Annotated in this window: 13 protein-coding genes; 11 read left to right on the top strand and 2 right to left on the bottom strand. The window is 40.0% G+C overall.

Going from position 1 to position 12,806, the window contains the following annotated elements:
* Positions 1-30: 30 nt before the first annotated feature.
* From BUA53_RS08560 to folB, 5 genes are all read left to right on the top strand, one after another.
* Positions 31-1,329: a prolipoprotein diacylglyceryl transferase gene (locus tag BUA53_RS08560; protein ID WP_072834958.1), complete on the top strand. Its 1,299-nt coding sequence runs from the start codon at positions 31-33 to the stop codon at positions 1,327-1,329.
* Positions 1,330-1,567: 238 nt separating this feature from the next.
* Positions 1,568-2,425, top strand: a complete 858-nt coding sequence (locus tag BUA53_RS08555; protein WP_072834957.1) for a sigma-70 family RNA polymerase sigma factor — start codon at positions 1,568-1,570, stop codon at positions 2,423-2,425.
* 93 nt (positions 2,426-2,518) lie between these two features.
* Complete coding sequence (locus BUA53_RS08550; protein ID WP_072834956.1) at positions 2,519-3,391, top strand: DUF4249 domain-containing protein; 873 nt, start codon at positions 2,519-2,521, stop codon at positions 3,389-3,391.
* 104 nt (positions 3,392-3,495) lie between these two features.
* The gene (gene trxB, locus BUA53_RS08545) at positions 3,496-4,443 is read left to right on the top strand and encodes a thioredoxin-disulfide reductase (RefSeq protein ID WP_072834955.1); all 948 of its coding nucleotides are present in this window, start codon (positions 3,496-3,498) and stop codon (positions 4,441-4,443) included.
* Between the two features lie 32 nt (positions 4,444-4,475).
* Positions 4,476-4,847 carry a dihydroneopterin aldolase gene (gene folB, locus BUA53_RS08540; RefSeq protein ID WP_072834954.1) on the top strand — a complete coding sequence of 124 codons (372 nt, stop codon included), beginning with the start codon at positions 4,476-4,478 and terminating at the stop codon, positions 4,845-4,847.
* 29 nt (positions 4,848-4,876) lie between these two features.
* On the opposite strand, the gene BUA53_RS08535 is transcribed toward folB, so the two are convergent.
* Positions 4,877-6,220: an MATE family efflux transporter gene (locus tag BUA53_RS08535; protein WP_072834953.1), complete on the bottom strand. Its 1,344-nt coding sequence runs from the start codon at positions 6,218-6,220 to the stop codon at positions 4,877-4,879.
* Positions 6,221-6,303: 83 nt separating this feature from the next.
* On the opposite strand from BUA53_RS08535, the gene BUA53_RS08530 reads away from it, so the two are divergent.
* Genes BUA53_RS08530 through BUA53_RS08505 form a run of 6 tightly spaced genes read left to right on the top strand, consistent with a single transcriptional unit; the run spans position 6,304 to position 12,276 of the window.
* Positions 6,304-7,104, top strand: a complete 801-nt coding sequence (locus BUA53_RS08530; protein ID WP_072834952.1) for a DUF3822 family protein — start codon at positions 6,304-6,306, stop codon at positions 7,102-7,104.
* Positions 7,095-7,643, top strand: a complete 549-nt coding sequence (locus BUA53_RS08525) for an RsmD family RNA methyltransferase (protein WP_072834951.1) — start codon at positions 7,095-7,097, stop codon at positions 7,641-7,643. Before BUA53_RS08530 ends, BUA53_RS08525 begins: the two co-directional genes overlap by 10 nt.
* Before the next feature lie 2 nt (positions 7,644-7,645).
* Positions 7,646-8,215, top strand: coding sequence for a 5-formyltetrahydrofolate cyclo-ligase (locus tag BUA53_RS08520; RefSeq protein WP_072834950.1), 570 nt, complete (start codon positions 7,646-7,648; stop codon positions 8,213-8,215).
* Positions 8,205-9,278, top strand: a complete 1,074-nt coding sequence (gene lpxK / locus BUA53_RS08515) for a tetraacyldisaccharide 4'-kinase (RefSeq protein ID WP_072834949.1) — start codon at positions 8,205-8,207, stop codon at positions 9,276-9,278. Before BUA53_RS08520 ends, lpxK begins: the two co-directional genes overlap by 11 nt.
* 8 nt (positions 9,279-9,286) lie before the next feature.
* Complete coding sequence (gene rnr, locus BUA53_RS08510) at positions 9,287-11,311, top strand: ribonuclease R (RefSeq protein WP_072834948.1); 2,025 nt, start codon at positions 9,287-9,289, stop codon at positions 11,309-11,311.
* Complete coding sequence (locus BUA53_RS08505; RefSeq protein ID WP_072834947.1) at positions 11,311-12,276, top strand: polyprenyl synthetase family protein; 966 nt, start codon at positions 11,311-11,313, stop codon at positions 12,274-12,276. The genes rnr and BUA53_RS08505 overlap by 1 nt, the downstream gene beginning before the upstream one ends.
* 3 nt (positions 12,277-12,279) lie before the next feature.
* Here the strand turns inward: BUA53_RS08505 and BUA53_RS08500 are convergent, their stop codons facing one another.
* On the bottom strand, positions 12,280-12,654 hold the full coding sequence (locus BUA53_RS08500) for a hypothetical protein (protein WP_139256388.1): 375 nt from the start codon (positions 12,652-12,654) through the stop codon (positions 12,280-12,282).
* Positions 12,655-12,806 lie beyond the last annotated feature (152 nt).

Raw genomic sequence — 12,806 nt, 5'->3', positions numbered from 1 at the left:
ATAACATTGCGTTTTATACCCCATCCGCTTATGTATCCCAATCTTTATTACGTTTTCAAGGATTTTTTTGGAGTTGAGATCGGTTTTTTACGTTTTATTAATTCATTTGGTTTTTTTGTAGCAATTGCTTTTTTAGTCGCTGCGGCAGTTTTAACCAGTGAACTTAAGCGCAAAAGCAAGTTAGGTTTGTTCCATCCTACAGAGGAAAAAATTACGGTGGGGAAGCCTGCTACAGCATTTGAGCTGATACTCAATTTTGTTTTGGGATTTATATTAGGATTTAAGATTGTAGCATTATTCTTCCTTGATGCTGCAGATACACAAGATACCCAGGCTTATATATTTTCTGGTAAGGGTAGCTGGCCCATTGGTTTATTGGTTGGTGCTCTATTTGCCTGGATTAAATGGAGAGATGCTAAGAAGCAACAACTGAAGAATCCCGAGGACAGGGTCATAAGGGTTTGGCCTCATGACAGGGTTGGAGAGATCACAATCATTGCGTTGGTGGTAGGCCTGATAGGTGCTAAAATGTTTGATATTTTCGAAAACTGGTCAGATTTCCTGAAACGGCCTTCCGAGTATATTTTTTCCGGCGGTGGTCTTACTTTTTATGGAGGTTTGATTTGTTCAACCATAGTTATTATATGGTATGCAAGGAAACATAAGTTTTCTGTTCGCCACCTGGCTGATGCTATTGCTCCTCCTTTGATGATTGCTTACGCTATTGGTAGAATTGGCTGTCAAACTGCTGGTGATGGCGATTGGGGCATTTATAACAATGCCTATAAGGTTGATGCTTCTAATAAAATAGTGCTGGCAGCTCCAAATGATTTTTCTGATTCAGTGAATAAACACGCCAGTTTCTTCTCTACGCATTATGAAAATATTCAAGATGTGCATCATGCCTCTTTTCCCAAGCCCGCAGCATTAAGTTTTTTGCCTAATTGGTTTTTTGCATATAACTACCCTCATAATGTAAATGAAACCGGCGTACCCATTGCAGGTTGTGAAGGAAAGTACTGTAACCAGCTACCTATCCCGGTATTTCCTACTCCATTTTACGAAACACTTGCCTGTACATTACTTTTTTTCCTCCTATGGGCATTTCGAAAGCGGATACAACCAGCAGGAGGGCTCTTTTGCCTGTACCTGATCGTAAATGGACTGGAGCGGTTCTTCATTGAAAAGATAAGGGTCAATAACAGGCTTGATATCTTTGGTTTACACCCCACGCAAGCAGAAGTCATTTCTGCCGGGTTAGTGATTACAGGCGTTGCACTTTGGATATTCCTGCGTAATAAATATCATACCACCCCACAAAAACTGTGAATAACTCAATTCAAGGAAATGTCCCAGTCTTTTGAAAACCTTAACCAGTCAATATTTCAATAGAATCAGGTATAGTACAGTTTTTGTAGATAATAATGTCGTAAAAGGATTATGACAATTAAGATTTGAAACTTACCTTTGCAGATAGTCTTGGACGGATTAACTATCCTTTTGCAACTTTCTGTGAAAATCAAGTGTCAAGTTTATTTATTCATCTTAATAATTAAGGATTTAATTTATGAGGCAGCTCAAAATTGCTACCCAGATTACCAACAGGGATTCCCAGGCGGTAGAGAAATATCTTCAGGAGATATCTAAAATTCCAATGATCACTCCGGAAGAGGAAACTACACTTGCCCAAAGAATCAAAATGGGAGATCAAAGGGCTTTGGACAAATTAGTACAGGCGAATCTCCGTTTTGTGGTTTCTGTAGCAAAACAATATCAACACCAGGGTTTATCATTAAGTGATTTGATCAATGAGGGAAACCTGGGTTTGATCAAGGCCGCCCAGCGATTTGATGAAACCAAAGGTTTTAAGTTCATTTCTTATGCTGTTTGGTGGATTAGGCAGTCTATTTTACAGGCATTAGCCGAGCAGGGCCGCCTGGTACGTTTACCACAAAATAAGATCGGAACCTATAATAAGGCCAATAAAGCTTATATGGCTTTTGAGCAGGAGCACGAGAGGGAACCAAGTACAGAAGAGCTTGCTGATATTCTCGAAATGAGCGAAACAGAGATCAATAACATTTTCCAGAGCAATACCCGCCATACCTCCCTTGATGCACCAGTGCATGAGGCTGAAGACGTAGCTATGGGTGATCTTTTGGAAGGCAGTGATGATACCGATGACGATGTGATGAAGGATTCGCTGAGAAACGAGATCAGGCGTGTATTAAAATCATTATCTCCACGTGAAGCTGAAATTGTAAATGCTTATTTCGGCCTTGACGGAGAAAACGGAACTACAATAGAGCAGATAGGTCAGAAATATGATCTTACTAAAGAAAGAATTCGCCAAATCAAAGAGAGAGCTATCAAGCGCTTGCAAAAAGCCAGGTATAGCAATGCTCTGAAAGCTTATTTAGGATAATTCCCCAACGGGATAAAATAGCAAATTGATGGGTTTATAACAGCCTTGGTCTTAATGGCCAGGGCTGTTTGTTTTATTTAATTTTGCCAGTACATGAAAAGAATTGCTGTTTGCTTATCCTTATCAATATTGCTTGGTTGTGAAAAAGACATCAATTTCAAACTGGATAATGCTGAACCAAAAATTGTGGTAGAGGCCACTATTGAAAATGATCAACCTCCCCGGGTTATTCTCACCAGGTCAATAGGATATTTTGCAGAAATAACCGCGAAAGACCTCACACAAAGCTTCATTCACAATGCTGATATTTGGGTGGAGGGCAGCAGTGGCACACATAAATTGAAGGAATATACAATTCCCGTTGGCCAGGGTTTTTCCTTTTCTTATTATTCCATAGATTCCTCCAACCTGGCTACGGCTTTTACCGGCGAATTGAACCATAGTTATTCTTTGAAAATTATAAGTGAAGGCAAGACCTATACTTCCAATACAACTATTCCTGGCCTTACCAGGATCATTGATTCCATATGGGTCAAGCCAGCTCCGGGAAATGACAGCAGTAAAGCCATTGTTATGGTACGGGCAACAGACCCCCCGGGATTTGGAGATTATATCCGCTATTTTACCAAAATAAATAAAGGCCCATTTTTGCCTCCTATGAATTCCACTTATGATGATCTTTTTATTGACGGAACAACCTATGAGCTGCAGGTATCGCCCGGAGTAGATAGAAATACTGGTAAAAGAGATGAAAACCTTTTCAACAGGGGAGATACTGTGGTTTTCAAAGTAAGCAATATAGATAAGGCCACTTTTGATTTCTGGCGCACTATGGAATACTCGTATAACTCGGTAGGCAATCCATTTTCAACACCAACAAAAGTCCTTGGAAACATCAGCAACAATGCATTGGGTTATTTTGGAGGATATGCTTCACAATATCATACTTTGATCATACCTAAATAGGCATTATATGCCCTTGTTTACAATCAATTGGGTATATGTGAATTTCTTAGGTATTCTTTTAGCCCATTTCCATCTAATTTCGCGAACTAAGCACAACAATGAGCATGGATAAGAATCAAACAGAAAAAGTAAATCTATTAATTATAGGATCGGGTCCGGCAGGGTACACTGCGGCTATTTATGCTGCAAGGGCTAATTTAAAGCCTGTACTTTACCAGGGCATTCAGCCAGGTGGACAATTAACCATCACTACAGATGTTGAAAATTACCCCGGGTTTCCGGATGGCATCCAGGGACCAGAGCTAATGGTACATTTTGAAAAACAAGCCCAAAGAATGGGTGCGGATATACGTTACGGTCTGGCTACTAAAGTTGATCTTTCAGCAAGACCATATAAAGTATGGATCGACGAAGAAAAGATCATTGAGGCTGAGTCAATTATTATTTCAACAGGTGCATCAGCCAAGTGGTTGAATATAGAGAGCGAACAAAGGCTTAATGGTTATGGTGTCAGTGCCTGTGCTGTTTGTGATGGATTCTTTTTCAGAGGAAAGGATGTAGCTATAGTGGGTGCAGGCGATACGGCGGCAGAAGAAGCTTTGTATCTGTCTAAATTATGCACTAACGTACACATGCTTATTCGGCGTGATGAAATGCGGGCCAGTAAAGTGATGCAGGACAGGGTAAAAAACACGCCGAATATCAAGATATACTGGAACTCTGAAACAGATGAAATACTTGGTGAAAAAACAGTGGAAGCTGTCCGGATCAAAAATAATCAGTCAGGAGAAAAAGTTGAGGTGCCTATAAAAGGTTTTTTTGTGGCTATTGGGCATACCCCTAACTCTGACATTTTTAAAGGAGTGATTGATATGGATGAAGCCGGGTATATTAAAACAATACCAGGTTCTTCTAAAACCAATGTTGAAGGTGTATTTGCTGCGGGAGATGTGCAGGATAAAATATACCGCCAGGCTGTAACAGCTGCAGGAAGTGGATGTATGGCCGCACTTGACGCAGAACGATACCTGTCTGAAAAAGGCATTCATTAAGCTTTTCCCGGAACTTAAATTATATCAATGCTATGCCTGGACAATTTAATATTGAACTAAAAGGTCTTCGATTTTTTGCCGGGCATGGCATGTATGAAGAGGAATATAAAGTTGGTAATGAGTTTGAAGTTGATATTTCCATTGACACGCTGGCCCCGGAATTACATGTCAGCTCACTGTCCCAAACAGTAGATTACGTGGCCGTTTATCGCATTGTGCAGGAAGAATTCAGGATACGTCAGTATTATATTGAAACCTGCGCCATGCAGATAGCAGATAAACTGGAATTGCAATTCCCGCAAATCAATAAGATCATTATTTCTATACGAAAGTTAAATGCGCCCATTACGAACTTTACAGGTTCAGTAGGAGTGACATATACCCGAATAGCTGCCAGTAAGTAGTGATACTATAACAAGCTTTGGTGAAACATCTAAATAACAGTGGCATGCCATCTTTTGCTCCTGATGTACCAATAGGAAAGCGTAAAAAGTACTGACCAATAAATCAGTTCAGACATCCAGCCCCATACTATTGACAATCTGTTCAACTCCAGTACCAGGTAAACATAAATACAGTATAAGGATATAGCTATTAACTCTATAATAAACGTTATCCTTCCATTACCCGTACCAGTAACAGCATTAAGCCAAATTGTGCCAACCGACATAAATAGCATGGCTACTGCAACTACCCTTAATGCGGGAATACCAAGCGAGATAAATTGCTCATTCTGTCCATAAATGGATAGGAAGGCTGCCGGGAATATGTTTAGAAACAAAAACACAATGACAGCTACAGAGCAACTCAGCTTCATAATTCGTGTGATTAAACCTACCACCTCTTCCTTTTTTCCCTGGCCGATAATGTTACTCACCATAGAATTGGTAGTAGAAGAAAAGGCCCAGATAAACGATCCGAAAAAGCCAAAGATGTTTCGCATGGTATTGGAAACGGCCAGGCTTGTTTGTCCATGGTGCTCTACCAGGATATAAAAAAAGAACCAGCTAATAATACTGATAGCATGTTGAAAAGCTAAGGGACCAGAAATAGTTACTATCAGTTTCAAATAATGTTTATCAATAGTGAACTTCTGAAACAATGAAAACTTTTGGCTTATACCCCGGGAACGGATCACAAGGAATATTACAAACATGCCAATGAATTCTGCAATCACTGATGCAACAGCAGCACCGTCAAATCCCATTTTAGGCAGGCCGAAATGTCCGAATATAAGGGCATAATCAAAGACCACATTCGCAACAGCTTCAGCAAAGGTTCCGATAACCAATAACCTGCTTTGGTTAATGCCTACCAATAAGGCATTTCGCATCTGGTAGATGTAAAGGAATAGTAATCCAAATATTCTTATTCGCAAAAATCGGATCACATCAATCAACACCTGTTCAGAATGAATGGTAGATTTAAAGATCAAAGGAGCGATGAACCAGGTAACCAATATGCCAAAAGATGCAATGGCAAGGGAAACAAAGACACCCTGGTTAAATATTTTACCTATTTCTTCAGGCCTGTTCTCACCAGCCCGCCTTGAAATCAGGGATTGCAGGCCATTATTTAATCCAAAGCCTATTCCCGCAAATATCAGGTAATAAACTCCTGTAATGCTTGCTGTTGCCAATGCTTCCTCACTGAGGTGCCCAAGGAAGATATTATTAATAATGAAGTTGAATTGTGGCACGAGAAGTGCCAGTCCTATAGGCAAAGCAATTTTTAATATTTGCCTGTAAGAAAAATCAACCTGCAACTTCTCGCTCATACTTAAAAAGAAAGCAAACTAAAGAAAGATTTTTCTGTAAATCAGTTTTTAATGAAATACGTACTTTGCAGCAAATAAAAATAGTGAAAACACTTTTCCATATCGGCACCGATGAATACCAGGAAGATAATGCTGTTCTACTACTGGAAATAGGGGCAGACCATATTAACTATTCATGGTACCAGGATGTGAGTAATGCATTGGTGGAGCTGAAATACTGTTCCATAGATGAATTTGAATTAAAGTCCGCATTAGAATCCATATTGGAAGAAACAAAAAAAAGTAATCCTGTCAGGGTTTTCATTTGTAGTGCTTTTCCAAGTTCTTTTTTAACCCCGTTAAAATATACTTCAAAAGCAGATGCTCTTTTACAATTAACCTATGATGCACCAGCCCAGGCATTTTTCAGGGACAATATCAATGACTGGCAATTGGTAAACAGTTATTCCTTAGCTGAGGATATATATGCAATGATCAATGAAGTTTATCCTGAAGCCCAATACCTTCATGAATATACCCCTGCTTTGAAAAATAGTTCGGCCAGTGGGGGTGAGGACAAGATATTTATTCATTTTACTACCCAGTTTTTCAGAATTCTTGTAAAAAAAGGAGCACATATAGAGTTGGTTCAAACCTACGCTTACAAAACACCACTTGATGTAGTTTATTATTTACTTAAGATAGTAGCTGAGTTAGGTGTAGACCAGGCAGAGGTCTCTGTTTATTTATCCGGGCTTATTGAAGAAGCATCCGCGTTATTTATTGAAATACGCAATTACTTTTTACATATTAGTTTTTACACCAACACTACAGTTTCATTGCCTGAGAATGACCTGCCAGGACATTTTTTTGCTTCCACTTCAAATCTTGCTGTATGCGTATAATTAGTGGTGATTATGGAGGCAGAAGAATAAATCCTCCATCAAAAATGCCTTATACCCGGCCTACAACTGATATAGCAAAGGAAGGCCTCTTTAACATACTTCAAAATAACCTGGATTTCTCCCGGTTAAAGACACTTGATCTTTTTGGAGGTACAGGTAGCATCAGTTACGAACTTGCATCCAGGGGCGCTGATGATCTGACTATAGTGGAAAAGGATAACCAGATGCACGCTTTTATTAAAAAGACAGCAGAAGGCCTGGGTATAAAAAATATTAATGTTGTCAAGTCAGATGTGTTTCGTTTTATTGATCAATGCCAGGAAAAATTTGACTTTATTTTTGCGGGCCCTCCTTATGCCTTGAAGAATATAGACGACCTGCCCAGGTTAATATTTGAAAAAGAACTTTTAAATGATGGGGGCTGGTTCATCCTTGAGCATACGCCGGCCAACAATTATGAACAGTATCCTTTTTATAAAATGTCAAGAAATTATGGCACTACTATTTTTTCCATTTTTGAGAATAGGATAAAAGATTAAGCATGCGGAAAAAGGAGATCAGGAGTTTATTTAGAAAGAAAAGAGAAGCTGTTTCCGTTACCGATAAGATGAAGTGGGATGATCTGCTCCTTATCCAGTTTCAAACAATTGAATTGCCGTTCCTGGAATATGTTTTCAGTTTTTATCCCATACAGGAATATAATGAGATCGACACTTTCCCTATAACGGATTACCTGCATTTTAAAAATCCAAACCTTCACATCTGTTACCCTAGAACAAACCTTTTACAGGGTACAATGGAAGCTGTGGTATGTAATGCTGACAGCATTTTTGAGGCTAATGAATTCAATATCCCCGAACCCCTGGATAATGAACTGGCAAACCCGGAATCCCTGGATATTATACTGGTTCCTATGCTGGCGTTTGACCTTAATGGTTACCGGGTAGGCTATGGCAAAGGATACTACGACAAGTATCTTAAAAACTGTCGACCTGATGCATTAAAGATCGGGCTGTGTTATTTTGAGCCTGTTGATAGTGTTGAAGACGCCAATGAATTTGATGTACCTTTAGATATTTGTATTACCCCTCACAGGATTTATGTTTTCTAATTGGTTTTTAAAATCGTTCCGGATTCTTCTTTTACCTTTTGCTATAGTATATGGTTTGGTAATATGGATACGGAATTGGTTGTATGACCATAATTTGCTGCGCTCCAGTTCCTTCGGCTTGCCATTGATCTGTGTGGGCAACCTATCAGTGGGCGGCACCGGTAAATCTCCAATGGTTGAATTCCTTGTGCTGCACCTGAAACACCGGTACAAGGTTGCCACCCTTAGCAGGGGATATAAAAGAAAAACGAAAGGGTATGCCCTGGCTACAGATGAAACAACGGCACTGGATGTTGGTGATGAACCCATGCTATTTCATAAAAAGTTTCCTGATATTCCTGTGGCTGTAGGTGAGGAGAGAATAGTTGCCATACCTCAATTGCTGCATGATAATCCTGCCACCCAGGTCATTATCCTGGATGATGCCTTCCAGCATAGGGCTATTAAGGCAGGACTTAATATTATTTTGACAGAGTATGGCAACCTATTTACCCGGGATTTTTTCCTGCCTACAGGCGATCTACGGGATATGCCATCCAGTTATAAAAGAGCCGATATCATTGTAGTAACAAAGTGCAGGGATGGTATCACCATGCAGGAAAAAATTGATATCACCGAAGAAATCAATCCCTTACCACATCAAAAAGTATTCTTTAGTTCTATTTCTTATGGTACTCCCTATCATATTACCAATCATAAGTTTACTTTTATAGACGATAAAACTGAAGTGCTTTTGGTAACGGGCATAGCTAATCCAAAGCCTTTAAAAATGTTCCTGGAAGATCGCATACAGACATACTATATGATGCCTTTTAATGATCATCATATTTTTACTATTGATGACTGGCGTGATATAGTTAAACGATTCAATTCTATTGACTCTCCCCGGAAGATCATTCTTACAACAGAAAAAGATGCCATGCGGTTCTTGAAATTCCGCCAGGAACTCAGTGGCATGCCTTTTTTTGTAATACCAATTGAAAACCAATTCCTTTTCGGCCAGGAGAATGAATTTACGAATGCTGTAATTTCATTCCTGGATAACTTTAAACAACCCTCTTAACCATTACCATGAGCCGTAAAAATTCTAAAAAATCAGATAGGAAAAGGACAAGAAACTTCGATGAATATAAAGGGGTGCTGGAGATCACCCGCTCAGGGATGGGTTTTGTAGTGGTAACTGGATTAGAAACAGATATTTTGGTAAGACCCAATGATTTTAATACTGCCTTGCATGGTGATACAGTCAGAGTGCAGGTTGATCCTGATAAAACCGGAAAACGCATGCAGGGGGTGGTAGTAGATGTGCTTGAACGAAAGCAAATGGAATTTGTAGGCAGGCTGGAAATGAATAAAGGTTATGCCTTTTTTATAGCGGAAGGCAATAAGAAAATCCCTGACATATTTATCCCACAGGCAAGTTTTAATGAGGCACAGGATGGTGACAGGGTGGTGGTGAAAATAAAGGAATGGGAAAAAGACACTAAAAAACGTCCTGTTGGTGAAGTAATCAGTATTCTGGATGCAGAAGATAGTAATGACGTGGCCATGAAAGAGATCCTGTTGGAAAATGGATTTCCGCTTGGGTTTAGCGATGAAGTACTTGAAGAAGCAGCGCGGATTCCAGACCAGATCTCACAGGACGAGATCAATAAAAGGAAGGACTTTCGCGAAATTCTGACATTTACCATAGACCCTGTTGATGCAAAGGACTTTGATGATGCTTTGTCATTAAGGGTATTAAAAAATGGTAATTACGAGATCGGTGTTCATATTGCGGATGTAAGTCATTATGTGGTACCAGATACAGCGCTGGATGAAATGGCTTACCAGAAAGCTACTTCTGTTTATTTGCCGGACAGGGTCAACCCGATGTTGCCAGAGCATATTTCAAATGTTCTCTGTTCTCTCCGGCCAAATGAAGACAAACTAACCTTTTCTGCTGTCTTTCAGATGACACCCAAAGGCCAGGTGAAACAATACTGGATTGGAAAAACTGCCATACATTCTGACCATCGGTTTAGCTACGAGGAAGTACAGGAGATTATTGAAAAGGAGGATGGCCTGTACAGGGATGAAATATTATTATTGAACAGCATTGCCCAGCGCCTGCGCAAAAAAAGGTTTGAGTCTGGGGCTATCAATTTTTCAAGCACAGAAGTTCGTTTCAAGCTGGATGAAAAGGGAAAGCCAATTGGTATCATTGTCAAGGAAAGTAAAGAGGCGCACCAGCTTATTGAAGAATTCATGCTGTTGGCCAACAAATATGTTGCAGAGAATATTTCAAAAATAGAGATCAACAAAAAACCAATTCCCTTTCCTTACCGGGTGCATGACCTTCCCTCAGAAGAGAAGCTACTGCCTTTTATGGCTTTTGCCCGAAAATTCGGGCATAAATTTGATACGTCCACTCCTGAAAAAATTGCCGAGTCTTTTAATACCATGCTGAAAGATGTGCATGGGAAACCCGAACAACATGTGCTGGAACAATTAGGCATCCGCACTATGGCAAAGGCAGTCTATACTTCAGAAAATATTGGCCATTATGGTTTAGGTTTTGAGCATTATTGTCATTTTACCTCACCTATCCGACGTTACCCTGACATCATGGTGCACAGGGTAGTGGAGCAAGTAATTAATAAGAGTATCAAGCCTGATAAAAAAATGGATCAAAAATGCAAGCATAGCAGCGAACGTGAACGGGCTGCTATGGATGCAGAAAGAGCTGCCAACAAGTATAAACAGGTGGAATACATGAAAGACTTTGTGGGCGAAGAATTTGAGGGTGTGATCAGCGGAGTGGCAGCATTTGGTTTTTGGGTGGAGACTATAGAACATAAATGTGAAGGAATGGTAAGTATTACCAGCCTGGCGGAATATGATGAATTCAGGCTGGTTGACACAGACTACAGCTTGGTAGGAATGAGGAGTGGAAGAAAATTCCGTATGGGAGACCGTGTAAGGATCAAAGTTATTGCTGCCAACCTGGAAAAAAGACAACTTGATTATGAATGGGTGCTTACTGCCACCCTGGAAGAACAGGAGGAAGAAAACAAATCAAAGCAAAAACGTAAAAAGAAAAAGACTGGAGAATAATGCACACGTTTGAAGAACTTTCACGCCTTTTTATAGAAAGATTTAATACCGATCACTTCCCTAAGGAACCTGCATCTTTATATGAACCCAACCGCTACTTCCTGAAGTTGGGTGGCAAAAGAGTGCGACCTGTTCTTTGCCTGATGGGTAATGAACTTTTTGGTGATATTTCTCAGGATGCTATGCATGCTGCAACCGCGATCGAGCTGTTTCACAACTTCACCCTTATTCATGACGATATAATGGATAAAGCTCCTTTGCGAAGGGGGAACGAAACAGTGCATCAGAAGTTTGGGGAAAGTACAGCACTGCTCGCCGGTGATGTGATGCTGGTAGCAGCCTATGAATACCTGAACAGGATCTCACCTAATCATAGCTCACTTATTATTTCTCTTTTTAATAAAACTGCACGTGAAGTATGTGAAGGACAGCAGTTAGACATGGACTTTGAAAAGCGTGATAATGTAGGTTATGATGAGTACCTGAATATGATCAACCTGAAGACGTCAGTATTGCTGGCTGCCAGTTTGAAAATGGGTACCATCCTTGGAGGGGCTCTTGAAAGAAATCAAAACCTGATATATGAATTTGGCCGAAAGCTTGGATTGGCTTTCCAGGTGCAGGACGATTACCTGGATGCATTCGGTGACCCCGAAAAGTTTGGTAAGCAGGTAGGCGGTGATATCAAGGCAAATAAAAAAACATTCTTATTGATCCATGCCTTTGAAACTGCTACACCTGCACAGAAAGAAGAGTTACATGCTTTGTTGAATAACAATAGTGAAGACAAAGTGAGCCAGGTATTAAACATTTTTAAGGCCTGTGGCGTAGATGAATGGGCCAGGGCATTAAAAGAAAAATATATGGAACAGGCCTTTGACCACCTGGAAGACATTGCAGTACTTACAAAAAGAAAAGAGCCATTGAAAGAACTGGCTCTTTATTTAACGCAACGGCAGCACTAGGGTTTAAATGTAAGTTTTGGCAATGTCAAGCCCTATTGCAAAGCAGGAAATAATAACAGCTATATCTATAAGTACACTTAATACAAATACAGGAATGGTGATCTTTGTAGGCATGGCTGCCAGGTTGGTTACTAAAGCCATTCCCATAGATACAATACAGAGCATAAATAAGAACATATTAGTGCCGGCCATCAACACAGCCATTACCGTTAAAGGGGTTAATATGCACCCATGACCGGCAAGAACTATCCCGATCCACATAAAGCGGTTTTCATCCTGGCCTTTACACCAGGTCATGAATTTAGAAAAAATGCCTGTTTGAGTGGCTTGTTCTGTATACGCTGTGCTAAAAGAGTGATCCATTGTTGTTGTTGACATATCGTTCAATTTTTGTTAGGCAAATTTGGGACATGCCTATCCTTTATTAATTGACCTTTATAAACCGTAAAACTGATTTTAGTCATCTTTTTATTGCCATTATTGGCAAAAACCTTCCTTTCGCTGATGAGCGGTAACAATTTTTCGATATT

The sequence above is a fragment of the Flavisolibacter ginsengisoli DSM 18119 genome, assembly GCF_900129295.1.
Lineage (GTDB): Bacteria > Bacteroidota > Bacteroidia > Chitinophagales > Chitinophagaceae > Flavisolibacter > Flavisolibacter ginsengisoli.
The sequence above is the reverse complement of the archived record's forward strand: the minus strand, read 5'-3'. Positions and strand labels throughout refer to the sequence as shown.